Genomic DNA, 22,909 nt, shown 5'->3' on the forward strand with positions numbered 1-22,909 from the left:
GGGAGGTGTCAGTGCGTTTTCTCACAATCGGCCGAAGGGTTGTCGCACCCGGGCCACGCCGTGTACCCCAGACCGCACAGTGCAGCGCAGCACGCTGCACTGTGGGCGCTGCCGCCGGTCAAACCGCTTTGTCATCCGGTGCGTTCAGCCTGTCGCGCAGCGTGGCGAGGATTTCATCGGACAGCGTAGGCTGGGCGGCGGCGGTGGCTCTGGCCAGCACGAGCCCGCCCACCATGGTCGCCAGCATTTCCATAGCGCGCGCCCGGCCTTCGGCGCTGATGGGGCCGCCGTCGGGGGCGAGTTCTTCGATCACCCGGGCGAAGCGGTCGATGTTGCGCTCGATGCCGCGTGCGAACACCTCAGACAGGTCGCTGCCGGCCCGGGCCGCGTCCACCGCCAGCGCGGCGGCGGGACAGCCTTCGCCGGGCCTGTCACGGTGGGTGGCCGAGAGATAGCTGTTCACGCGCGCAGCCAGGTCGGTCGCGCCTTCCGCGCCGTCCAGCGGGGCGATCGACCAATCGAACGCACGGGCACAGGCTTCGCGCACCAGCGCGTCCTTGGAGGCGAAGTGCCGGTACAGGCCGCCGTGGGTCAGTCCCGCGTCGCGGGTGATGTCGGCCACCCCCACGCCCGACAGGCCGCGCTCGCGGTAGAGCCGCGCGGCGGCGTCCAGGATGCCTTGCCTGTTTTCCGCCGACTGGGCCTTGGACACTTTCATCGCTGATTTTCCTTTTTGATTGCGACCGTACGCAAAAACGGATCGTGCATTTATGATGACGGCCGCAATCATAAAAGCGCGGGCAGCCGTGCATCAACCAGCGAGGCCAATGATGGTGAATCACAAGGTGACCCCGGGCGGGGTATTTTCGGGCGGGGCAGCCTGATGCGGCGCGTCGTCGTGACCGGCATGGGGTTGGTGTCTCCCCTGGGCTGTGGTGTGGAACTGGCTTGGGGCCGACTGCTGTCCGGTGCATCGGGCCTGCGGCGCCTGCCCGAAGCCACGGTGGAGGGGCTGGCGGCCAAAGTGGGCGGCGTGGTGCCCACCATCGAGGAAGACGGGCAGGGCGGCTGGAATCCGATGTCTGTGATCGGCACGAAAGACGCTCGCAAGATGGACCGCTTCATCCCTTTCGCCCTCGGCGCGGCGCAGCAGGCCCTGGCGCAGGCCGGCTGGTCGCCGGCGGATGCCCACGCGGCCCATCGCACGGCCACGGTGATCGCCTCCGGCATCGGCGGCTTCGGCGCCATTGCCGAGGCGGTGCGCACCACCGATACGCGGGGGCCGCAGCGCCTGTCGCCCTTCACCGTGCCGTCGTTCCTGATCAATCTGGCGGCAGGGCACGTGTCGATACGGCATGGCCTGAAAGGGCCCATCGGCGCGCCCGTGACGGCCTGCGCCGCCAGCATCCAGGCCATCGGCGACGGCGTGCGCATGATCCGCTGCGGCGAAGCCGACGTGGCCGTGTGCGGCGGCACCGAGGCCGCGATCGACCGCGTCAGCCTGAGCGGTTTCGCCGCGGCCAAATCTTTGTCCACCGGCTTCGCGGACCACCCCGCCGCCGCATCGCGCCCGTTCGATGCGGCGCGCGACGGCTTCGTGATGGGGGAGGGCGCCGGCGTGCTGGTGCTGGAGGCGCTGGAGCATGCGCTGGCGCGCGGCGCCGTGCCGCTGGCCGAAGTGGTGGGCTACGGCACCTCCGCGGACGCGCACCACATCACCTCGGGCCCGGAAGACGGCGACGGTGCCCTGCGCAGCATGCAGGCGGCGCTGGCGCAGGCCGGGCTGCAGCCGGCGCAGGTGCAGCACCTCAATGCCCATGCCACGTCCACCTATGTCGGCGACCGGGGCGAACTGGCGGCGATCCGCCGCCTGTTCGGCGAAGGGGCCGCGGTGGCCATTGCCTCCACCAAGGGGGCGACCGGGCATCTGCTGGGGGCGGCGGGCGCCGTGGCGTCGGTGTTCACCATCCTGGCGCTGCGCGATCAGGTCGTGCCGGGTACCTTGAACCTGGACCAGCCCGACGATCTTGCCCAGGGCCTGGACCTGGTGGCCCACCGGGCCCGGCCGATGGCGCTGGCGCATGCGCTGGTCAACGGCTTCGGCTTCGGCGGCGTCAACGCCTCGCTGGTGTTCCGCCGATGGGTGTCCTGAAATGCTATAAAAATAATAGCTGTATGCCTTAGTGGATATTGCGCTGGAGGCCTGAAAGCCTCCGCCTCTTGGCGGGCGGGCTGGATCAGGTGTACCGCTTGGCCCGCAGGTTGTCCTTCATCTGCTGCAGGCGGGGCTGCAGGGGTTCGCCGATGCGCAGGGCCACGCAGGTGGCGAGCACGTCGATCACCAGCAGGTGCAGCAGGCGCGACACCATCGGGCTGTAGCGGTCGTAGCCCTCGGGGTGGTCGGCCGCCAGGTGGATGTGGCAGGCCAGGGCCAGGGGCGATCCGCTCGCGGTGATGGCGATGGTTGTGGCGCCGTTCTTGCGCGCGATGTCGGCCGCGTCCATCAGGTCGCGCGTGCGGCCGGAGTTGGAGACGATCACCGCGCAGTCGCCCGGGCCGAGCAGGGTGGCGCTCATGACCTGCATGTGGCCGTCGCTCGTGCTGATGCTGGTGATGCCCAGCCGAAAGAACTTGTGCTGCGCGTCCTGCGCGACGATGCCCGAATTGCCGGCGCCGTAGAACTCGATGCGCCGGCCGGTCTGCCAGGTGTCCGCGATGGCCTTGGCGGCGCGCTCGATGGCACCGGTGCTGGCGGCGTTGCGGTATTGCAGGAAAGCGGCGGCGGCGTTGTCCACCACCTTCACCAGCACGTCGCCGGTCTTGTCGTCGGCGTCCACGCTGCGGTGGATGAAGGGCACCCCTTCGCTCACGCTGCCCGCCAGCTTCAGCTTGAAGTCGGCCAGGCCGTCGTAGCCCATGCTGCGGCAAAACCGCACCACGGTGGGCTTGCTCACGCTGGCGCGGGCCGCCAGCTCGCGCACCGGCAGCCGGGCAAAGGCCCGCGCGTCGTCCAGCACGAGCTGGGCCACGCGCTGCTCGGCCGGGGCCAGGGATGGCAGGGATGCGGTGATGCGTTCGAGCATGTCAGTGCTCCTGCGCGCAGCCCATCGCCTGCAGCCCATGCGCCCGCTGCGGCCTGACCCGTCGAATGGCCGCGGAGCAGGCCACGCCCGCAGACGCCGTGGAACTGGCTTTGCCAGGCCACGGGCGTCGTCCCCCCTTGGGGGGAAGGCGCCGCAGGCGACTCAGGGGGGGCCTCACGCTTCCTCCATCCAGGTGTGGCCGTCGCGCGCCACCATGGCGCTGGCGGCGCTGGGGCCCCAGCTGCCGGCGGCGTAGGGCCGGGGGCCGTCGTCGGAGTCGCGCCAGGCCTGCATGATGGGCTCCACCCAGCGCCAGGCGGCTTCCTGCTCGTCGGCCCGCACGAAGAGGTTCAGGCGCCCGCCGATCACGTCCAGCAGCAGGCGTTCGTAGGCGCCCACGCGCTCGGTGCCGAAGCGTTGCTCGAAGTCGAGGTCCAGGTGCACGGGCGCGAGCGCCTGCGCTTCCGACACGCGGGTGCCGCGCTTTTCCTGGCCCGCCGCGAACAGGTGCAGGGCCACGCCGTCGCGCGGCTGCAGGTGGATCACCAGGCGGTTGGCCGCGCCCATCGGCGAGCGGTAGATGGGGTGGGGCGTGGGCCGGAAGTTGATGGCGATGTGCGCCTCGTGCGAGGCCAGTCGCTTGCCGGTGCGCACGTAGAAGGGCACGCCGGCCCAGCGCCAGTTGGCGATCTCGGTGCGCAGGGCCACGAAGGTCTCGGTGCGGCTGCCGGGCGCCACGCCGTCCTCGTCGGCGTAGCCCTTCACGCGCTCGCCGCTCAGGCTGCCGGCCGTGTACTGGCCGCGCACCACGTCGCGTGCCAGGGTGGCGGGTGTCCAGGGGACCAGCGAGCGCAGCACCTTGAGCTTTTCGTCGCGGATGGCATCGGCATGGGCGTTGATGGGCGGCTCCATGCCGATCGCGCACAGCAGCTGCAGCGCGTGGTTCTGCACCATGTCGCGCAGGGCGCCCGTGCCGTCGTAGAACGCGCCGCGCTTTTCCACGCCCAGCTTCTCGGCCATGGTGATCTCGATGCTGGCGACGGTCTCGCGGCGCCACAGGGGCTCGAAGAGCGCATTGCCGAAGCGCAGCGCCAGCAGGTTCTGCACCGACGGCTTGCCCAGGTAGTGGTCGATGCGGAAGATCTGCCACTCGTTGAACACCGTGCGCACCGCCGCGTTGATGGCGCGGTTGGATTCGAGGTCGTGGCCCAGCGGCTTTTCGAGCACCACGCGCGTGTTCGGGGTGGCCAGCCCGGCGGCGCCGAGCTGCTCGCAGGCGGTGGTGAACAGGCCCGGGGCGGTGGCCAGATACATCACCACGGTGTCGGCCTGCCGCTCGCCCAGCCGCTCGGCCAGCCGGGCGTAGTCCTCGGGCTTGGACAGGTCCATGCGCTGATACTGCAGCAAGGCCGCGAACTGCTGGAACTCCTCCGCGCTCGGGCGCTTGTCGTCCACCACGGCGGCGAAACGGCTGGCGATCAGTTCGCGGTAGGCGGCGTCGGTCAGGTCGTCCCGCGCCACGCCGATGATGCGGCCGCCTGCGGGCAGCGAGCCGTGGCGGAACGCCTGGAAAAGGGCCGGCAGCAGCTTGCGCCATGCCAGATCGCCCGTGCCGCCGAACAGAACCAGATCGAAACTCATCGTTGTCGCGTCCCCAGAAGATTGGTAATTAAGCTGCCGGGCATGTTACCGAGTTTCATGATGAGGCGGCGACTGACAGGAACCCGGGTTACCGCGCAATACACTCTGCGGTTGCCGTGCCGACGGGGCCCGCCCGAGCGCCCCCGCACGCCACCTCACGGGAGCATTGCATGAACCAACTCGACGCCCTCAAACAAGTCACCACCGTGGTGGCCGACACGGGCGACTTCCGCCAACTGAGCGCCTACCAGCCGCAGGATGCGACGACCAACCCCTCGCTCATCCTCAAGGCGGTGCAAAAGCCCGACTACGCCCCGCTGCTGCAAGAGGCCGTGACCCGTTGGAAGGGCCATCCGGTGGAAGAAATCATGGACCGGCTGATCGTGCGGTTCGGCTGCGAAATCCTCTCCCTCATTCCCGGCCGCGTCTCCACCGAAGTGGATGCGCGCCTGTCGTTCGACACCATGGCCACCGTCACGCGGGGCGAACGCATCATCGAGCTGTACCAGGCCGAGGGCGTGGACACCGCCCGCGTGCTCATCAAGATCGCCGCCACCTGGGAAGGCATCGAAGCCGCCCGCATCCTGGAAGAGCGCGGCATCCATACCAACCTCACGCTGCTGTTCTCGCCCGTGCAGGCCGTGGCCTGCGGCCGCGCCAAGGTGCAATTGATCTCGCCCTTCGTCGGCCGCATCTACGACTGGTACAAGAAGCAGGCCGGCGCCCAGTGGGACGAGGCGGCCATGGCCGGCGCCAACGACCCTGGCGTGCAGTCGGTTCGCCAGATCTACCAGTACTACAAGCACTTCGGCATCGCCACCGAGGTCATGGGAGCGAGCTTTCGCAACGTGGGGCAGATCACCGCGCTGGCCGGCTGCGACCTGCTGACCATCGCCCCCGACCTGCTCGCGCAGCTGGCGGCCAGCGATGCGCCGCTGACCCGGGCACTCGACCCCGAGGCCGCGCGCGCGCTGGACCTGCCGGCCGTCGAATACGACGAGCCCGCCTTCCGCTACGCGTTCAATGCCGACGCCATGGCGACCGAGAAGCTCGCCGAAGGCATCCGCGCCTTCGCGGCCGATGCGGCCAAGCTCGAACACATGATGCAGGCCGCCTGACCCATGACCATGCCCCAACGCATCCGCTGCGACCACACCACCGCCTGGGCGGCGCTGCAGGCCCGCTATGACGACAGCGGCCGCACCTTCGACGTGCGCCAGGCGTTCGCCACCGATCCGCTGCGCTTCGAGGACTTCAGCCAGGAGGCGCCGCACCTGTTCGCCGACCTGTCCAAGAACCGCATCGACCGGCCGACCGAGGCGCTGCTCATGCAACTGGCGCGCGAGTGCGGCCTGGAGGCCTACCGCGACGCCATGTTCGCCGGCGAGGCGATCAACCACACCGAGCAGCGCGCGGTGATGCACTGGTTGTTGCGAAATCCGGCCGATGCCCTAGAAAATCATGCCTCTGGTGCTACTGATTTCGTAGCAAGCAGCCTGCGCGACGTGCACACCACGCTCGATGCGATGCTGGCGCTGGCCGAGCGCGTGCGTGCCGACACCGCCATCACCGACATCGTGAACATCGGAATCGGCGGGTCGGACCTCGGGCCTTCCATGGTGGTGAAGGCGCTGGACGACCTGCGCCAGAGCGACAAGCGCCTGCACTTCGTCTCCAACGTCGACGGGCAGGAACTGGGCACGCTGCTGCACACGCTGCGGCCCGAGAGCACGCTGTTCCTCATCGCCTCCAAGACGTTCACCACCGCCGAGACCATGTCCAACGCCCATGCGGCGCGCGACTGGTTCCTGTCGCACGGCGGCAGCCCACGGCAGACCGGGCGCGTGTCGGTGTCGCGCCATTTCGTCGCGCTGACGACCAACGTCGAAGCCGCGGCGGAGTTCGGCATCGACACTACGCTCGGCTTCTGGGACTGGGTGGGTGGGCGCTATTCGCTGTGGTCGGCCATCGGCCTGCCGATCGCCATCGCCATCGGCGCGGCGCATTTCCGCGACCTGCTGGCCGGCGCCCACGCGATGGACGAGCACTTTCGCCACGCGCCGCTGGAGCGCAACCTGCCGGTGCGCCTCGGCCTGCTGGACGTGTGGTACCGCAATTTCCACCGGTTCGCGAGCCGCTGCGTCGCGCCCTACAGCCACGGCCTTCGCCGGCTGCCGGCCTACCTGCAGCAGCTGGAGATGGAGAGCAACGGCAAGGGCGTGGACTGGGAAGGCCGGCCGCTGGCGGTGCAGACCTCGCCCGTGGTGTGGGGCGAACCCGGCACCAACGGCCAGCACGCGTTCTTCCAGATGGTCCACCAGGGCCCCGACGTGATTCCGGTGGAGTTCATCGCGCTGCGCAAGGGCGCGCGCGACCTCCCGCACCACCACTCGCGCCTCGTGGCCAATGCCCTGGCCCAGGCCAAGGCGCTGATGCTGGGCCGGCCGCAGGAGTCCGGGCACCGGCACTTCACCGGCAACCGCCCCAGCACGTTCCTGGTGCTGGACCAGTTGGCGCCTGCTTCGCTGGGTGCGCTCATCGCGCTTTACGAGCACCGCGTGTTCGTGAGCGGCGCGGTCTGGGGCATCAACAGCTTCGACCAGTGGGGGGTGGAGCTGGGCAAGGTGCTGGCCCGGGAGCTGGAGCCTCGCCTGTCCTCGGGCGACACCGACGGGCTGGACGCATCGACCGCCGGCCTGCTGCGCCAGCTGCGGTGACCTGAACATCTGGCGCTCCGGGAGGGCGCGATGGGTGTTGAGGGGCGAGCAGTGTTGTAACGGCGGGCCGGCGGGCCTCAACGCCGCCGGACGGTTGCCGATAACGAAGGGAGACCGCGTGTCTTCCTTTGTTATCCCATCACCGGACTGCCCATGATCCGCACTGCTTCCACCCAAACCCGTTTCACCCTCCTGATCTGCGGCTTCTTCCTGCTCCTGCTGCTCGGAACGTTCGCCGTCATCCAACTGTCCGTCACGCCGGACCTGTCCACGCTGGAAGGCAAGGTCGTCTCCGCCAACGTGGAGCAGATCTCGGTGCGCATCAGCGAGCAGCTTCGCCAGGTCGAGGCCCAGTCCCGCAGCATCACCCAGACCGTGGCCTTGCTGGCCAGCGACCAGATCGACGTGCTGCAGCCCGGCCTGGTGGACCAGTACGGTGATCCCAACGTGTTCGGCGGCGGCATCTGGCCCTTGCCCAACAAGCGGGAGCCGGGCCGCGACAAGTTCAGCACCTTCTTCGCGCGGGACGGCAGCAACAAGCTGGTGGTCAACACCCACTGGAATTCCCCCGAGTCGCTCAAATACTGGGAGCAGCCCTGGTATGAGAACGGCAAGACGGCGCCCAAGGGCCAGTGCAAGTGGGCCAAGGCCTACCAGGACGCCGCCAGCCCGCAGCCGCGCACCAACTGCGCCATGCCCATCTACAAGGGCGACGAGCTGTATGGCGTGTCCACCATCGACGTGACGCTGGGCTTTTTCAACCGCCTCGTGGCGGACATGGAAAGCAGGATCCAGGGACAGATCCTGATCGTCGAGGGCGACGGCAAGATCGTCAGCAACAGCACGAAGATCCAGGGCAACGTCGTCTTGAAGAACGTCTCGGACATCGCGGCGAGCTCGCCCATGGCGGCGGAAATTCAGCGGCTGCTGCCCACCCTGCAGGGTGGGGCCTCGGCCCAGGGGGCGTACCAGGATGGGCAGGGCTCGCAGGTGCTGTTCCTCCAGCCCATTCCCGGCAGCCCATGGTTCATCGCCACGGCCATTCCGGCATCGCTCCTGGCGGTCAACAGCCACCGCATCCTGACCAAGCTGGCCGCCGTCCAGGTGCCCATGGCCCTGGTGCTGCTGGGCCTGATGGTGATGGGCGTTCGCCTGTTCATGAAGCGCCTGGCCGTCCTCAAGGGCAACATCGACGCGCTCTCGGCCGGCGAGGCCGACCTGACGCGCCGCCTGCCCGAAACCGGCGGGGCGGAGTTCGGCGCGGTCGCGGCGAGCTTCAATGCCTTCATCGCCCGCCTGCAGGGCGTGGTGAGCCAGGTGGTCACGGGCGCATCGTCGATCGCCTCGGCCTCCGGTGAAATCTCCAGCGGCAACCACGACCTTTCCGTGCGCACGGAGGAGCAGGCCGCGTTCCTGCAGGAAACGGCGGGCTCCATGGAGCAGATCACCAGCACCGTCAAGCGCAACGCCGACAGCGCCAACCAGGCCAACCGCCTGGCCACCGATGCGTTCCAGGTGGCGTCCCGGGGCGGGCAGGTCATCGGCAACGTGGTCGAGACCATGGATTCGATCAGCACGTCTTCCAAGAAGGTGGTGGACATCATCGGGGTGATCGACGGCATCGCCTTCCAGACCAATATCCTGGCGCTGAACGCCGCGGTCGAGGCGGCCCGCGCGGGCGAGCAGGGCCGGGGGTTCGCGGTGGTGGCCAGCGAGGTGCGCAGCCTGGCCCAGCGTTCGGCCGAAGCGGCCAAGGACATCAAGAACCTGATCGCGGACTCGGTCACCAAGGTGGAGTCCGGCAGCGCCCTGGTGGTGCAGGCCGGCACGACGATGAGCGAGATCATCGCCACCAACACCAGCGTGGCCTCGATCATGGGCGAGATCATGGCGGCCAGCAGCGAGCAGAGCCGGGACATCGAGCGGGTGAACCAGGCCATCGCCCAGCTTGACACCACGACGCAGCAGAACGCGGCGCTGGTGGAGGAAGTGTCCGCCGCGGCGCGCTCCATGCAGGAGCAGACCGACCTGTTGCGGCAGGTGGTGGGGGCCTTCAAGGTGTGACGGGAAGGCTTCGCTGCCGGCGCTGGCATCGCCAGCGCATCCAGACAATCCCCGCCGGTCTCGCGACCCGCGGGGATTTTTCTTGGGGGTCCACCGAGGCAGCAGGGGCTGCCGCCGGTTTGGCCGCGTCCCTGAAATGCAGCGTCGGCATGTCGCCTGACTGCAACAAATTGCTTACAGATCGGTCATCGATTTCTAGAATGGGAATCGTTATCAATACTATTTATGTTTGCCATGAAATTCATTGATCTGCGGGGCACGGCCTGCGTGGCCGCCGCCCTGGGGCTGGTGCCTTGGGCGCATGCCCAGGGCGTGGGCGCCACGCTGTCCGAAGTGCGGGTGGATGCCAACGCCGAAAAGGAATCCGCCACCGGCCCCGTGGTGGGCTACCGCGCCCGCAACGCCACCACGGCCACCAAGACCGACACGCCGCTCAGCGAAACGCCGCAATCGGTCACCGTCATCACGCGCGACCAGATGGTCGATCAGGGCGCGACGACCTTCCAGGGGGCGCTGCTCTATGCCGCGGGCGTGCGCAGCGATGCCTACGGGCTGGACAGCCGCTCCGACAGCGTGCGCGTGCGCGGCAGCTATCCGGACATCTACCTCGATGGCCTGCGCCAGAGCTACAACTACTACACCAGCACCACGCCCGCAGAGCTGCACACGCTGGAGCGCCTGGAGGTGCTGCGCGGCCCGTCGGGCATGCTGTTCGGCACCGGCACCGTGGCGGGCGTGGTCAACATGGTGAGCAAGCGCCCGCTGCAGGAGGCGCAGCGCGAAGTGGGCGTGCAGATCGGCAGCTGGAACCGCAAGCAGCTGCAGGCCGACCTGACCGGCCCGCTAACGGCCGATGGCGAGTGGTCGTACCGCCTCGTGGCGCTGGCCCGCGACGCCGACACGCAGGTGGACCACGTGCCCGACGACCGCCGCCTGATCGCACCGTCGCTGATGTGGCGGCCCAATGCGGCGACGTCGCTGCTGCTCCAGGCGCACTGGCAACAGGACCGCTCGGGCAGCACGTCGCAGTTCCTGCCCTGGTCGGGCACCTTGCTGCCCAATCCCAACGGCCAGTTGCCCACCAGCCGGTTCATCGGCGAGCCGGGCGACTACTACGACACTGATCGGCAATCCATCGGCTACCAGTTCGAACACCGTTTCAACGATGCCTGGACGGCGCGCCAGAATCTGCGCTGGGCCCGCAACGAGAACCGGGGCGGCTACCACTATGCGGACTTCTTCACCGATCCGGGCGGGTGGGGCGCCGACCCGGTCAACCAGCGCCTCATCGGCCGGCTGTACGGGCAGAACGTGACCCGCACGCGCATGGCCGCGGTCGACACCAACCTGCTGGGCCGGCTCACCACGGGCGCCGTGCAGCACCAGCTGCTGCTGGGCCTCGACTGGAATCGCCAGTCGGAGGACAAGGCGGAATCCGGCGATGCCTACGATTCGCCCATCGACGCGTTCGCACCGGTGTACAGCGGGCGGACCGACCGGCCGCTCACCGCGCAGCCCCGGAATGTGCAGCGCCAGACCGGCGTTTATGTGCAGGACCAGATGAAGTGGGACCGATGGATCTTCATCGCCGGTCTGCGCCATGACCGCGTGGCGAATGCCCTGGCCGGCTCGGCCGATGACCGCACCAGCGACACCACCAAGCGCCTGGGCGTGATGTACCAACTGGCCGGCGGGTGGACGCCGTACATCAGCTATGCGGAGTCGTTCAGCCCGGTGAGCGGCACCAACACCTCGGGGGCCCGCTTCAAGCCGCTGCAGGGCGAGCAGATCGAAGTGGGGGTGAAATACCTGCCCGAAGGCGGCTCGACCTCGTTCACCGCCTCGGTGTACGACCTGAAGGAAAAGAACCAGAAGGTCACCGATCCGACCAATCCGATGAACACGCTGCAGGCTGGCCAGACCCGCAACAAGGGGCTGGAGCTGGAACTGAAGACCCGCGTGACCACCGCGTTCGATCTGATCGCCCACTACAACTACACCGACGTGGATCCGACCCTGGAAGGCCTGCCCCGCAACCAGGCGGCGATGTGGGGCCTGTATCGCTTTTCCGTCGCGGGGATTCGCGGGTTCTCGGCCGGGGCCGGGGTGCGGTATCTCTCCGCGTTCCGCGATGGTTCCGGTCCGCGCATTCCGTCCTCGCTCGTCGGAGATGCGTTGCTGGCCTATGACAGCCAGGCATGGCGCTACGCGCTCAACATCAACAACGTGGCCGACAAGCAGTACATGAGCACCTGCCTGTCGCGCGGCGATTGCTGGTGGGCGCCCCGGCGCAACGTGGTGCTGAGCGCGACCTACCGTTTCTGAGCGGCCCATCGATCCTGCGGGCCGCACCCACGGCCCCGCCAAAGAAAAACCCCGCAGGCCTTGCAGCCTGCGGGGTTTTTTGATGGGGCAGCCGGGCGGGAGTGCATCCCGTCCGGTGCGGCCGGCAATTACATGCCCATGCCGCCCATGCCGCCCATGCCCCCCATGTCCGGCATGCCGCCGCCGGCCGGTGCATCGTCCTTGGGGGCTTCAGCGATCATGCATTCCGTCGTCAGCAGCAGGGAAGCCACGGAAGCGGCGTTCTGCAGGGCCGTGCGGGTGACCTTCGTGGGGTCCAGAATGCCCAGTTCCAGCATGTCGCCATACGTGTCGTTGGCGGCATTGAAACCGTAGTTGCCCTTGCCGGCCAGCACGGCGTTCACCACGACCGAGGCTTCGCCGCCGGCGTTGTTCACGATTTCGCGCAGGGGGGCTTCGATGGCCTTCAGCACCAGCTTGATACCGGCGTCCTGATCGGCGTTGTCGCCCTTGATCGAGTTGCCCACGGCTTGCTTGGCGCGCAGCAGAGCCACGCCGCCACCGGCCACAACGCCTTCTTCCACCGCTGCGCGCGTGGCGTGCAGGGCGTCTTCCACGCGGGCCTTCTTTTCCTTCATTTCGACTTCGGTGGCAGCGCCGACCTTGATCACGGCCACACCGCCGGCCAGCTTGGCCACGCGCTCTTGCAGCTTTTCGCGGTCGTAGTCGGACGTGGCTTCCTCGATCTGCACGCGCACTTGCTTGACGCGGGCTTCGATGTCTTCAGCGGCGCCCGCGCCGTCGATGATGATCGTGTTTTCCTTGCCCACTTCGATGCGCTTGGCCTGGCCCAGGTCGGCCAGGGTGACCTTCTCGAGCGTCAGGCCCACTTCTTCGGCGATGACCTTGCCGCCCGTCAGGATGGCGATGTCTTCCAGCATGGCCTTGCGGCGGTCGCCGAAGCCAGGGGCCTTCACTGCCACGACCTTCAGGATGCCGCGGATCGTGTTGACCACCAGCGTCGCCAGGGCTTCGCCTTCGACTTCTTCGGCAATGATCAGCAGCGGACGGCCGGCCTTGGCGACTTGCTCCAGCGTGGGCAGCAGGTCACGGATGTTGCTGATCTTCTTGTCGAACAGCAGCACGAAGGGGTTGTCCAGAATCGCGGATTGCTTTTCGGGGTTGTTGATGAAGTAGGGCGACAGGTAGCCGCGGTCGAACTGCATGCCTTCCACGACGTCCAGTTCGGACTCGAGGGACTTGCCGTCTTCCACGGTGATCACGCCTTCCTTGCCGACCTTGTCCATGGCGTCAGCGATCAGCTTGCCGATGGTTTCGTCGGAATTGGCGGAGATCGAACCCACCTGGGCGATTTCCTTGGAGGTCGTGGTGGCCTTGGAAGCCTTCTTCAGCTCTTCCACCAGGGCCGTCACGGCCTTGTCGATACCGCGCTTGAGGTCCATGGGGTTGATGCCCGCGGCCACGTACTTGAAGCCTTCGCGCACGATGGCCTGTGCCAGCACGGTGGCGGTCGTGGTGCCGTCACCGGCGTTGTCGGACGTCTTGGAAGCCACTTCCTTCACGAGCTGGGCGCCCATGTTCTGCAGCTTGTCCTTGAGTTCGATTTCCTTGGCCACGGACACACCGTCCTTGGTCACGGTGGGGGCGCCGAACGAGCGCTCGAGCACCACGTTGCGACCCTTGGGGCCCAGGGTGACCTTGACCGCATTGGCCAGGATGTTCACGCCTTCGACCATGCGGGCGCGGGCTTCGCCGCCGAAAACTACGTCTTTTGCTGCCATTTGATTTCTCCGGATTCAGTAAACAGGATGTTCGGGAAAAGGGCCGGAAGGCTTACTTTTCGACGACTGCGAACAGGTCGTCTTCCTTCATCACCAGCAACTCGTCGCCCTTGACCTTGACGGTCTGGCCAGAGTACTTGCCGAACAGAACGCGGTCGCCGACCTTCACGTTCAGAGCGATCAGTTCGCCCTTGTCGTTCTTCTTGCCGGGACCGACGGCCAGCACTTCACCTTGATCGGGCTTTTCAGCGGCGTTGTCGGGGATCACGATGCCGGAAGCGGTCGTGGTTTCGCTTTCAATGCGCTTGACGATCACGCGATCGTGCAGGGGGCGAAGGTTCATTGCATCTCTCCTGGTTCAAAAAAGGATTGCGACATCAACAACGCGCCCGCAGGGTGCGGGCGCTTTCTGACTTCAGCGGCCCGGTGTCAGGGTTGCTAGCACTCGGTCGCGTCGAGTGCTAATGATACGGGCATTCTTTTGCATTTCAAGAGGGTGGTCAGCCGTGGGAGCGCGGCGCAGCGTTCGGAAGGACGGTGGCTGAGGGGAGGATGGGGTGTGCACCTACAATACCGACCTCCTGCAATCCGCTTGGGGCCTCCCAAGCAGGTGCCGTTCTCGGCGGTGCTCTCCATCAAACGCCCGATGCGGGTCAGATCCATAGATTCGGAAGTCCAATGGCGTCTTTGCAAGCAACCACCGCGCTGATGGGCATCGGCCTGGCGGTGCTGATCCTTTACCTGATCCGCAGGGATCACCTGTATCTGATGCACGGCCTGTTCTGGGTGGTGGTGGCTGGGGCCGCTGCCTTGCTGGGGGCCTGGCCGGGGTTGATCGATCGTCTGGCCAAGCTGCTGGGCATCAGCTATCCCCCCGCGTTGCTGCTGCTGCTGGCCAGCATGGTGCTGCTGGTGAAGTCGTTGCACACCGACATGGTGAACACCCGCATCGAGAGGGATGTCCGCCGGTTGAACCAGCGGCTGGCCCTGTTGCAGGCCGACAATGAAAGCCTGCGCGCGCGCGTGATGGGCGATGGAACGCAGCCATGACCTTGGCGCAGCCGCTGTTGCCGGTCATCCTGTGCGGCGGGTCGGGCACGCGTTTGTGGCCTCTGTCGCGGGAGGCCTATCCCAAGCAATTTCTGGCGTTGGCCGGCGCCAGCACCATGCTCCAGGACACGGCACTGAGGCTGCAGGGGTGGGCGCCGGAGATCGGCGTCGCGCCCGATCCCATCCTGGTCTGCAACACCGAGCACCGTTTCATCGCGGCCAGCCAGTTGCTGGCAGTCGGCATCCGGACGGCACGCATACTCCTGGAGCCCGAGGGGCGCAACACCGCGCCCGCACTGACTCTGGCCGCCTTGCAGGCATGCGCCGGAGGCGATGATCCGATCATGCTGGCCATGCCGGCCGATCACGTGGTGAAGGATCTGCCCGCGTTTCACGCCGCGGTCCGGCGGGCCCATTCCATGGCCCTGTCGGGCGGACTGGTGACGTTCGGCGTCGTGCCGGACCGGCCGGAAACCGGCTATGGCTACATCCAGTGCCATGCGGCGGGCCCGGAGGGTGCGGGCATCCACCGCATCGCCAGCTTTGCCGAGAAGCCCGATGCCGCGACCGCGCAGCGCTATCTGGACGCGGGCGATTATTTTTGGAACAGCGGCCTTTTCATGGTGCGCGCCAGCCAGTGGTTGGACGCCATCCGCGCTTGTCGCCCCGACATCCTCCAGGCTTGCGAAGCCGCGATGGAGGGGGCGCAGCGCGATCTCGATTTCATCCGGCCTGACGCGGCGGCCTTCCAGGCCTGCCCTTCGGATTCCATCGACTACGCCGTGATGGAACGGCTGCCGCTGATGCCGGAGATCGGCATCCCCACGTTCGCGGTCGCGCTGCAGGCCGGCTGGTCCGACCTGGGCGCCTGGGATGCCCTGTGGAGCGTGCTGCCGCGGGACAGCGAAGGCAACGCCACCGTCGGCGATGCCCTGCTGGAAGACAGCCAGAACACGCTGCTGATGTCCACCCACCGGCTCGTGGCCGGCGTGGGGCTTGACCACATCGTGGTCGTAGAAACACCCGATGCGGTCCTCGTGGCCGACAAGCGCCGTACCCAGGACGTCAAGCACATCGTGGCCCGGCTGAAGCAGGCAGGGCATGCGCTAGCCCACCACCACCGGAAGGTGCATCGGCCGTGGGGCTGGTACGACGCCGTCGACAGTGGCGAACGCTTTCAGGTCAAGCGCATCGTAGTGAACCCGGGCGCGCGCCTGAGCATGCAGATGCACTACCACCGCGCCGAGCATTGGGTGGTGGTGCGGGGCACCGCCGAGATCACCAATGGCGACGACACCTATCTGCTGGCACAGAACGAGTCCACGTTCATTCCGGTGGGCCGCCGTCATCGGCTGGCCAATCCGGGCAAGACGCCTCTCGAAATCATCGAGGTTCAGTCGGGCGACTATCTGGGCGAGGACGACATCGTCCGGTTCGACGACATCTACGGGCGCTCTACCGGTGCCGAAGGCGTTTCATGAGGGATTGGATTGCCTTTGCGACCGGCGTGACGATTGCCAGGCCCGCGCGCGCATTTCCCGGCATGCGAGCAGTGCGGCGCCCGCATTTGACTCTCTCTATTCTTCCAACATAACAACATGAATCTAGAACAAGCAAGGATCGCCGTGATCGGGCTCGGCTACGTGGGCCTGCCTTTGGCGGTGGAGTTCGGCCGCAAAAGGCCGGTCATCGGCTTTGACATCAATGCCGCACGCATCGCCGAGTTGCAATCGGGCCAGGACGGCACGCTGGAGGTGACCCCGGAAAACCTGCAAGCCGCCAGCCACTTGCAATACAGCGCCAACCCGGAGGACCTGCGCGATTGCAAGGTCTTCATCGTGACGGTGCCCACCCCGGTGGACAAGGCCAACCGCCCCGACATGATGCCCCTGGTCAAGGCGAGTGAAACGGTGGGCAGGGTCATGCCGGACGGCGCCGTGGTGATCTACGAATCCACCGTTTACCCCGGCGCGACAGAAGAAGTGTGCGTGCCGGTGCTCGAACGGCTCAGCGGCAAGACCTTCAACACGGACTTCTTCTGCGGCTACAGCCCGGAGCGCATCAATCCGGGCGACCGGGTCAACACCCTCACGAAGATCAAGAAGATCACCAGCGGCAGCACCCCCGAAGTGGCCGACGCGGTGGATGCGCTGTACGGCAGCATCATCACGGCCGGCACCCACAAGGCCAGCAGCCTGAAAGTGGCCGAAGCGGCCAAGGTCATCGAAAACACCCAGCGCGACTTGAACATCGCCTTGGTGAACGAGCTGTCCGTCATCTTCGAGCGGCTGGGCATCGACACCCTCGACGTGCTGGAGGCCGCGGGCAGCAAGTGGAACTTCCTGCCCTTCCGGCCGGGACTGGTGGGCGGCCACTGCATCGGTGTGGACCCCTATTACCTGACCCACAAGGCCGAGGAAGTGGGCTACCACCCGCAGGTCATCCTGGCCGGGCGGCGCATCAACGACAACATGGCGCGCTACGTGGCGCGCAACACCATCCGTCTCATGCTCAAGAACGGCATGGACGTGCCCCGCTGCCGCATCGGCATCCTTGGCATCACGTTCAAGGAAAACTGCCCGGACATCCGCAACAGCAAGGTCGTGGACATGGTGCGCGAGTTTCTGGCGTGGGGCGCGGACGTGGTGATTGCCGATCCCTGGGCCAGCGCGCAAGAGGTGGACCACGAGTACGGCCTGGCGCTGGGCCGTGTCGATGCCGACCATCCGGTCGATGCCCTGGTGGTGGCGGTCGGCCATAACGAATACCGGCAGGCCACGCCCGCGGAGCTTCGCACGTACTGCCGTGGCGCACAGCCTGTCCTGGCCGACGTCAAAAGCCTCTACCACCGCGAGCGGGCTGCCGAAGCCGGCTTCACCGTTTTTCGCCTCTAATTCTCCCCTTCGGATCCGCCATGAAAAACTTCGCCCTCATCGGCGCCGCCGGCTACATCGCGCCACGCCACATGCGTGCCATCAAGGACACCGGCAACCATCTGGCCGTGGCTTACGACATCAACGATTCGGTCGGCATCATCGACAGCATTTCGCCGCAGAGCGACTTCTTTACCGAGTTCGAACGGTTTGCGGAGCATGCGCACCAGCTCAAGCGCGATCCAGCCACCGCACTTGACTACGTGTCGATCTGCTCGCCCAACTACCTGCACCATGCCCACATCGCTGCTGGCCTGCGCCTGGGATGTGATGTGATCTGCGAAAAACCGCTCGTTCCCACGCCGCAATTGATGGACGAACTGGCGCGCATCGAACAGGAAACGGGCCGGCGGGTATTCAACATTCTCCAGTTGCGCCACCATGAAGCGATCCTGAAGCTGCGCGACAAAGTGGCCGCGGCACCCAAGGACACCAAATTCGATGTCGAACTGACCTACATCACATCGCGCGGCAAGTGGTACCTGGAGAGCTGGAAGGGCGACCCGCGCAAATCGTTTGGCGTGGCCACTAACATCGGCGTGCATTTCTTCGACATGCTGCACTTCATCTTCGGCAAGCTTCAGGACAATCGCATCCACCTGAGCGAGGAAACGAAGGCCGCCGGTTATCTGGAATACGAACGCGCCCGGGTGCGATGGTTTTTGTCCATCGATGCCAACGATCTACCCGAAGAAGTCAAAGGCAAGAAGCCCACGTACCGGAACATCGATGTCAGCGGTGAGCAACTCGAGTTCTCCGAAGGCTTCACCGATCTGCACACTACCAGTTACCGCGAAATCCTGGCGGGCCGAGGGTACGGCTTGGCGGATGCGCGGCATTGCATCGAAACGGTGGACGTGATTCGCAGCGCGTCCATTGCGGCCGATGGGGATGAGCGTGTGCATCCCTTCGTGCGCCGGAAGGGGTATTGAGAGCATGGAAGCTTTCGGTCTGAAGCCGCTTTCTCAACTCCAGTTGCTATTGTCCGACGTGCAGGGCGCGTTGAAGCTATGGCGTTTCTGGTTGCACTTGGGGCTTGAAGATATTCTCAAGCAATATCGCAGGTCCTTTCTTGGACCGGTGTGGATATCGATCAACACAGCGATTTTCATCGGTGCATTCGGGCTGATTGGATCGCAAGTATTCAAGATCGATGTGCAGACTTACCTGCCGTTTTTCTGCGTCAGCCATGTCCTGTTCTTGTTTATCTCCCAGTCTATTTCCGATAGCTGTCACACATTCACTTCAGCCGGTGCTTTCCTGAAGCAAACGCCTTATCCCAAGTCTGCCTTTGGATTACGGGTGATATGGCGCAACTTGCTCATGCTGGGACACAACATTCCCATCGCGATCATCGTGTTGCTGGTGTTCGGCGGCTTGGGAAAAGTTCAGGTACTGCCTTTTGTGCTGGGACTTGCCTTTACCGTCCTCTGCGCGGTACTGGTGGCGTGCGTTCTGGGGGCGCTATGTGCTCGATTTAGGGACATCCCAATGATCGTCACCAGCTTTATGCAGATCGCCATGTTTCTCACCCCGGTGATGTGGCAGCCCTCGCAACTCAGCGAGCGAGCCAAGCTGATCGTGCACATCAATCCGCTCGCGGCCTTTTTGGATTTGATCCGGGCTCCGGTCTTGGGGCAAGCAGTCGATCCCCACAGCTATCTGATGGCCGGGCTGACCTTCATTGCGCTGGTGGCGGCATTTTTCACCATTTTTCTCAAGAGCCGCCGCAGGCTCGTGTATTGGCTCTGAACATGGCAAGTATCGAACTCGACCAGGTGAGCGTCGATTTCCCACTGTTTTCTTCACGCTCGCGCGGACTCCTCAATACTTTGCTGGGCAAGGCACAAGGACACCGAGGCCGAATTGAAGATATCGGCGGTGGCGCGATTGCAGTCAGGGCGCTGCGCAACGTAACTTTGTCCTTCAAGGATGGGGACCGTGTTGGGCTGATCGGGCGCAATGGTGCGGGCAAGTCGACCATGTTGCGTGTGCTGTCCAGTGTCTATGAGCCGACCTCTGGCGTCATGCGCTCATCCGGACACATCTCTTCACTGATCGACCTGATGCTGGGAATGGATCCCGAAGCAAGTGGATATGAATTCATTGCGACACGATGTGTCGTCATGGGCATCAACAGCAAGGATGCGAAAGCACTGGTGCTGGACATCGAGGAGTTCACGGAACTCGGCGATTACTTGCATCTGCCAGTCCGCACCTACTCTTCGGGAATGATGCTGCGGCTCGCCTTCGCTGTGTCCACCGCCGTTGCGCCCGACATTCTTTTGATGGATGAAATGATCGGGGTAGGGGACGCGCAATTCATCGATAAAGCCCGTATTCGACTGGAGAACATGATGAGCCGCGTCAAGATTCTGGTGCTGGCCTCTCACAGCGATCCCATTCTGAAGACGTTCTGCAATCAGGGCATCTGGCTGAATGAGGGGCAAATTCGCATGCACGGCAACATCGATGACTGCCTTGCGGCATATCACGCCAGTTAGCCAAACATCAGGAGCATTGGCATGAGCGAGCCTATATATACAACCCACCCAACAGCCATCATCGACCAGGGCGCGCAGATCGGGGCCGGAACTCGCGTGTGGCACTGGGCACATATTTGTGCGGGCGCGCGCATTGGAGAAGGATGCTCATTCGGGCAGAACGTTTATGTGGGCAACGATGTGGTCATCGGCAATAACGTCAAGGTTCAAAACAATGTCAGCGTCTACGACGCTGTCACTTTGGAAGACGACGTTTTTTGTGGCCCGAGCGTCGTGTTCACAAACGTCTACAACCCAAGGAGCAGCGTGAAGCGCAAGCATGAGTACCGTCCAACTCTTGTTCAGCGTGGCGCCACCCTGGGTGCCAATGCCACCATCGTGTGCGGAAGCACCGTAGGCGCACATGCTTTCATTGCAGCAGGTGCGGTGGTCAATCGCGACGTCAAACCATATGCCTTGATGGCAGGCGTTCCCGCTCGTCAAATTGGCTGGATGAGCGAGCACGGCGAGCGACTGGATTTGCCCCTGGAAGGGGACGGTGATGCGACCTGTCCTGATACCGGTTTGCGCTACTCCTTGCGAGATGGCCGGCTTCAGCGTGCTTGAGCCCTTAAACACAATAAGTCCACACATGGAATTCACAGATCTCAAGACCCAGTATCAAAAGCTCCGGCCTGATATCGACGCCCGCATTCAGAAGGTGCTGGAGCACGGTCAGTACATCCTGGGCCCTGAAGTCCATGAACTGGAAGAGCGGTTGGCTGCGTACACCGGTGCGAAATATTGCATCACAGTGGCCAATGGCACGGACGCGCTACAGATCGCTCAGATGGCCCTGGGCATTGGTCCAGGGGATGAAGTCATCACGCCTGGTTTTACATACATTGCCACGGCGGAAACCGTTGCCTTGCTCGGTGCACGGCCCGTCTATGTGGATGTCCGGGCTGACACCTACAACCTCGATGCGTCCAAGCTTGAAGCAGCGATCACACCGAAGACCAAGGCCATCATTCCAGTCAGTCTGTATGGTCAATGCGCGGATTTCGACGCGATCAATGCGGTTGCTGCTCGCCATGGCATCCCCGTCATCGAAGATGCAGCCCAAAGCTTTGGCGCGACCTACCATGGCCGAAAAAGCTGCAATCTCACAACGGTGGCGTGTGCAAGCTTTTTCCCAAGCAAACCGCTCGGCTGCTACGGCGATGGTGGCGCCATTTTTACCAATGATGAAGCGCTTGCGCGAGTGATGCGCCAGATTGCCCGCCATGGGCAAGATCGGCGATATCACCACATACGGGTTGGGGTGAACAGCCGTCTGGACACCTTGCAAGCTGCTGTGCTTCTGGCCAAGCTGGATAGCTTTGACGAAGAAATAAAGTTGCGTCAGCAAGTGGCGGATCGTTATCACCAATTGCTGAGGTCAGCGGGTATTTCTACCATCCCGCTCATCGCAGCCAATCAGCAGAGTGCCTGGGCTCAATACACCGTTCGTGCGCAAGAGCGTGATCGCGTCCAAGCCGTGCTGAGCGGGGCAGGTGTGCCTACCGCCATTCATTACCCACTTCCTTTGAATAAGCAGCCTGCCGTGGCAGACCCGGATGTGCAGTTACCCGTGGGTGATCGTTTGGCTCAAGAGGTGCTGAGTCTGCCCATGGGACCCTTCCTGACCGTTTCCGACCAGGATCGGGTAGTCAGTGCATTGACGAAAGCCATGGAATGACCAGACGCAAGATTCTCACGATCGTGGGTGCCCGACCCCAGTTCATCAAAGCAGCCGCAGTGTCGCGGACCATCCAGTCTGGGTTTGCCGATCAATTGGAAGAACTCATCGTTCATACGGGTCAGCACTTTGACGACAACATGTCGAAGGTGTTTTTCGACGAGTTGGAGATCCCTGCACCCCACGTGCACTTGGCGATATCCGGAGGCAACCATGGTGCGATGACCGGCCGGATGCTGGAGGCGATCGAGGCGGTGCTACTAAAAGAGCGGCCAGATTGGGTGCTGGTCTACGGTGATACCAATTCGACACTGGCCGGCGCGTTGGCGGCTGCCAAGTTGAACATTCCCGTGGCGCATGTGGAAGCGGGCTTGCGATCATTCAACATGCGCATGCCGGAAGAAATCAACCGGATTTTGACGGACCGTGTTTCGACACTGCTGTTGTGTCCTACGTCTACCGCCGTTGGGCATCTTGCCAACGAAGGTCTTACCCGCGGGGTTCATTTGGTGGGGGACGTCATGTACGACGCATCGCTGTTTTATGGCAGCCTTGCCCTGCAGCGGAGTCCCATCCTCGAACAGCTGCAACTGTCTCAGCGCGGCTATGTGCTTGCAACATGCCACCGTGCCGAAAACACAGACGATCCCTCACGTCTTACGCAGATCGTCGAAGCGTTGGTAGAAGTCGCGCAGGACATGCCCGTTGTCCTCCCTTTGCATCCGCGCACAAGACGCCTTATCGAGGCAACGGGCTTGCAAGCCAGCCTGTCCAAGTTGCATGTGGTTGAACCGCTCTCATATCTCGATATGGTGGCGCTGGAGCAAGCTGCAGCAGTCATCATGACGGACTCTGGCGGTGTTCAAAAAGAAGCCTATTTCTACAGGGTTCCCTGCGTCACCCTCCGCGAAGAGACGGAGTGGGTTGAAACTGTCACGCTGGGTTGGAACCGCCTGACAGGGGCGACGAAAGATCGCATTCTCTTGGCTTATCGGGACGTCGTCGCTTCGCCCGCTCCTGCGGCCGGTAACGACAATCCTTACGGAAATGGCGATGCATCCGCGCGCCTGCTGCAATTCCTTGCTTCATAA

General features: G+C 64.6%; 19 protein-coding genes. 14 read left to right on the forward strand and 5 right to left on the reverse strand.

The window, feature by feature from the left end:
• Positions 1-118 precede the first annotated feature (118 nt).
• Entirely contained in the window at positions 119-718 is a 600-nt protein-coding gene (locus AVAK2825_RS08220) for a TetR/AcrR family transcriptional regulator (RefSeq protein ID WP_284396480.1), read from the reverse strand.
• Between the two features lie 165 nt (positions 719-883).
• On the opposite strand from AVAK2825_RS08220, the gene fabF reads away from it, so the two are divergent.
• Positions 884-2,152, forward strand: coding sequence for a beta-ketoacyl-ACP synthase II (fabF, locus tag AVAK2825_RS08225; RefSeq protein ID WP_284396483.1), 1,269 nt, complete (start codon positions 884-886; stop codon positions 2,150-2,152).
• Positions 2,153-2,237: 85 nt separating this feature from the next.
• On the opposite strand, the gene AVAK2825_RS08230 is transcribed toward fabF, so the two are convergent.
• Together AVAK2825_RS08230 and zwf are read right to left on the reverse strand one after the other, a co-directional pair.
• The gene (locus tag AVAK2825_RS08230; RefSeq protein WP_272551228.1) at positions 2,238-3,083 is read right to left on the reverse strand and encodes a MurR/RpiR family transcriptional regulator; all 846 of its coding nucleotides are present in this window, start codon (positions 3,081-3,083) and stop codon (positions 2,238-2,240) included.
• 174 nt (positions 3,084-3,257) lie between these two features.
• Positions 3,258-4,724: a glucose-6-phosphate dehydrogenase gene (gene zwf, locus AVAK2825_RS08235; protein ID WP_272567467.1), complete on the reverse strand. Its 1,467-nt coding sequence runs from the start codon at positions 4,722-4,724 to the stop codon at positions 3,258-3,260.
• Between the two features lie 170 nt (positions 4,725-4,894).
• Here zwf and tal point away from each other — a divergent pair, with 170 nt between their 5' ends.
• The 4 genes from tal (at position 4,895) to AVAK2825_RS08255 (ending at position 11,830) form a co-directional block, all read left to right on the forward strand.
• A complete protein-coding gene (gene tal, locus AVAK2825_RS08240) occupies positions 4,895-5,842 on the forward strand; it encodes a transaldolase (protein WP_284396487.1) in 948 nt (315 codons plus the stop codon).
• A 3-nt stretch (positions 5,843-5,845) separates the two neighbouring features.
• Positions 5,846-7,441, forward strand: coding sequence for a glucose-6-phosphate isomerase (gene pgi, locus AVAK2825_RS08245; protein WP_284396489.1), 1,596 nt, complete (start codon positions 5,846-5,848; stop codon positions 7,439-7,441).
• A 153-nt stretch (positions 7,442-7,594) separates the two neighbouring features.
• Positions 7,595-9,505, forward strand: a complete 1,911-nt coding sequence (locus AVAK2825_RS08250; RefSeq protein ID WP_284396494.1) for a methyl-accepting chemotaxis protein — start codon at positions 7,595-7,597, stop codon at positions 9,503-9,505.
• A 234-nt stretch (positions 9,506-9,739) separates the two neighbouring features.
• Positions 9,740-11,830 carry a TonB-dependent siderophore receptor gene (locus AVAK2825_RS08255; protein WP_284396497.1) on the forward strand — a complete coding sequence of 697 codons (2,091 nt, stop codon included), beginning with the start codon at positions 9,740-9,742 and terminating at the stop codon, positions 11,828-11,830.
• Between the two features lie 128 nt (positions 11,831-11,958).
• On the opposite strand, the gene groL is transcribed toward AVAK2825_RS08255, so the two are convergent.
• Positions 11,959-13,611: a chaperonin GroEL gene (gene groL, locus AVAK2825_RS08260; RefSeq protein WP_272567476.1), complete on the reverse strand. Its 1,653-nt coding sequence runs from the start codon at positions 13,609-13,611 to the stop codon at positions 11,959-11,961.
• A 52-nt stretch (positions 13,612-13,663) separates the two neighbouring features.
• Positions 13,664-13,954, reverse strand: a complete 291-nt coding sequence (locus tag AVAK2825_RS08265; RefSeq protein ID WP_005799501.1) for a co-chaperone GroES — start codon at positions 13,952-13,954, stop codon at positions 13,664-13,666.
• A gap of 335 nt (positions 13,955-14,289) precedes the next feature.
• On the opposite strand from AVAK2825_RS08265, the gene AVAK2825_RS08270 reads away from it, so the two are divergent.
• From AVAK2825_RS08270 to wecB, 9 genes are all read left to right on the forward strand, one after another.
• Positions 14,290-14,661, forward strand: coding sequence for a DUF2304 domain-containing protein (locus tag AVAK2825_RS08270; protein ID WP_272567478.1), 372 nt, complete (start codon positions 14,290-14,292; stop codon positions 14,659-14,661).
• A 2-nt stretch (positions 14,662-14,663) separates the two neighbouring features.
• Positions 14,664-16,142 (forward strand): mannose-1-phosphate guanylyltransferase/mannose-6-phosphate isomerase, encoded by a 1,479-nt coding sequence (locus AVAK2825_RS08275; protein ID WP_502870510.1) that lies wholly within the window; start codon positions 14,664-14,666, stop codon positions 16,140-16,142.
• 117 nt (positions 16,143-16,259) lie between these two features.
• Complete coding sequence (locus AVAK2825_RS08280) at positions 16,260-17,555, forward strand: nucleotide sugar dehydrogenase (RefSeq protein ID WP_284396525.1); 1,296 nt, start codon at positions 16,260-16,262, stop codon at positions 17,553-17,555.
• A 20-nt stretch (positions 17,556-17,575) separates the two neighbouring features.
• Entirely contained in the window at positions 17,576-18,526 is a 951-nt protein-coding gene (locus tag AVAK2825_RS08285; protein WP_284396528.1) for a Gfo/Idh/MocA family oxidoreductase, read from the forward strand.
• Positions 18,527-18,530: 4 nt separating this feature from the next.
• Positions 18,531-19,346 carry an ABC transporter permease gene (locus AVAK2825_RS08290; protein ID WP_284396534.1) on the forward strand — a complete coding sequence of 272 codons (816 nt, stop codon included), beginning with the start codon at positions 18,531-18,533 and terminating at the stop codon, positions 19,344-19,346.
• A 2-nt stretch (positions 19,347-19,348) separates the two neighbouring features.
• A complete protein-coding gene (locus AVAK2825_RS08295; protein ID WP_092743589.1) occupies positions 19,349-20,098 on the forward strand; it encodes an ABC transporter ATP-binding protein in 750 nt (249 codons plus the stop codon).
• A 21-nt stretch (positions 20,099-20,119) separates the two neighbouring features.
• Positions 20,120-20,704: an acyltransferase gene (locus tag AVAK2825_RS08300; RefSeq protein ID WP_092743376.1), complete on the forward strand. Its 585-nt coding sequence runs from the start codon at positions 20,120-20,122 to the stop codon at positions 20,702-20,704.
• 25 nt (positions 20,705-20,729) lie between these two features.
• Complete coding sequence (locus tag AVAK2825_RS08305; protein WP_284396547.1) at positions 20,730-21,818, forward strand: DegT/DnrJ/EryC1/StrS family aminotransferase; 1,089 nt, start codon at positions 20,730-20,732, stop codon at positions 21,816-21,818.
• Positions 21,815-22,909, forward strand: a complete 1,095-nt coding sequence (gene wecB / locus AVAK2825_RS08310; RefSeq protein WP_284396550.1) for a non-hydrolyzing UDP-N-acetylglucosamine 2-epimerase — start codon at positions 21,815-21,817, stop codon at positions 22,907-22,909. The genes AVAK2825_RS08305 and wecB overlap by 4 nt, the downstream gene beginning before the upstream one ends.

Source organism: Acidovorax sp. SUPP2825 (assembly GCF_030158995.1).
In the GTDB taxonomy this organism is placed as follows: domain Bacteria; phylum Pseudomonadota; class Gammaproteobacteria; order Burkholderiales; family Burkholderiaceae_C; genus Paracidovorax.

Coding starts and splice junctions, on each gene's coding strand:
- AVAK2825_RS08220 (WP_284396480.1), bottom strand. CDS start 718: ATGAAAGTGTCCAAGGCCCAGTCGGCGGAAAACAGGCAAGGCATCCTG.
- fabF (WP_284396483.1), top strand. CDS start 884: ATGCGGCGCGTCGTCGTGACCGGCATGGGGTTGGTGTCTCCCCTGGGC.
- AVAK2825_RS08230 (WP_272551228.1), bottom strand. CDS start 3,083: ATGCTCGAACGCATCACCGCATCCCTGCCATCCCTGGCCCCGGCCGAG.
- zwf (WP_272567467.1), bottom strand. CDS start 4,724: ATGAGTTTCGATCTGGTTCTGTTCGGCGGCACGGGCGATCTGGCATGG.
- tal (WP_284396487.1), top strand. CDS start 4,895: ATGAACCAACTCGACGCCCTCAAACAAGTCACCACCGTGGTGGCCGAC.
- pgi (WP_284396489.1), top strand. CDS start 5,846: ATGACCATGCCCCAACGCATCCGCTGCGACCACACCACCGCCTGGGCG.
- AVAK2825_RS08250 (WP_284396494.1), top strand. CDS start 7,595: ATGATCCGCACTGCTTCCACCCAAACCCGTTTCACCCTCCTGATCTGC.
- AVAK2825_RS08255 (WP_284396497.1), top strand. CDS start 9,740: ATGAAATTCATTGATCTGCGGGGCACGGCCTGCGTGGCCGCCGCCCTG.
- groL (WP_272567476.1), bottom strand. CDS start 13,611: ATGGCAGCAAAAGACGTAGTTTTCGGCGGCGAAGCCCGCGCCCGCATG.
- AVAK2825_RS08265 (WP_005799501.1), bottom strand. CDS start 13,954: ATGAACCTTCGCCCCCTGCACGATCGCGTGATCGTCAAGCGCATTGAA.
- AVAK2825_RS08270 (WP_272567478.1), top strand. CDS start 14,290: ATGGCGTCTTTGCAAGCAACCACCGCGCTGATGGGCATCGGCCTGGCG.
- AVAK2825_RS08280 (WP_284396525.1), top strand. CDS start 16,260: ATGAATCTAGAACAAGCAAGGATCGCCGTGATCGGGCTCGGCTACGTG.
- AVAK2825_RS08285 (WP_284396528.1), top strand. CDS start 17,576: ATGAAAAACTTCGCCCTCATCGGCGCCGCCGGCTACATCGCGCCACGC.
- AVAK2825_RS08290 (WP_284396534.1), top strand. CDS start 18,531: ATGGAAGCTTTCGGTCTGAAGCCGCTTTCTCAACTCCAGTTGCTATTG.
- AVAK2825_RS08295 (WP_092743589.1), top strand. CDS start 19,349: ATGGCAAGTATCGAACTCGACCAGGTGAGCGTCGATTTCCCACTGTTT.
- AVAK2825_RS08300 (WP_092743376.1), top strand. CDS start 20,120: ATGAGCGAGCCTATATATACAACCCACCCAACAGCCATCATCGACCAG.
- AVAK2825_RS08305 (WP_284396547.1), top strand. CDS start 20,730: ATGGAATTCACAGATCTCAAGACCCAGTATCAAAAGCTCCGGCCTGAT.
- wecB (WP_284396550.1), top strand. CDS start 21,815: ATGACCAGACGCAAGATTCTCACGATCGTGGGTGCCCGACCCCAGTTC.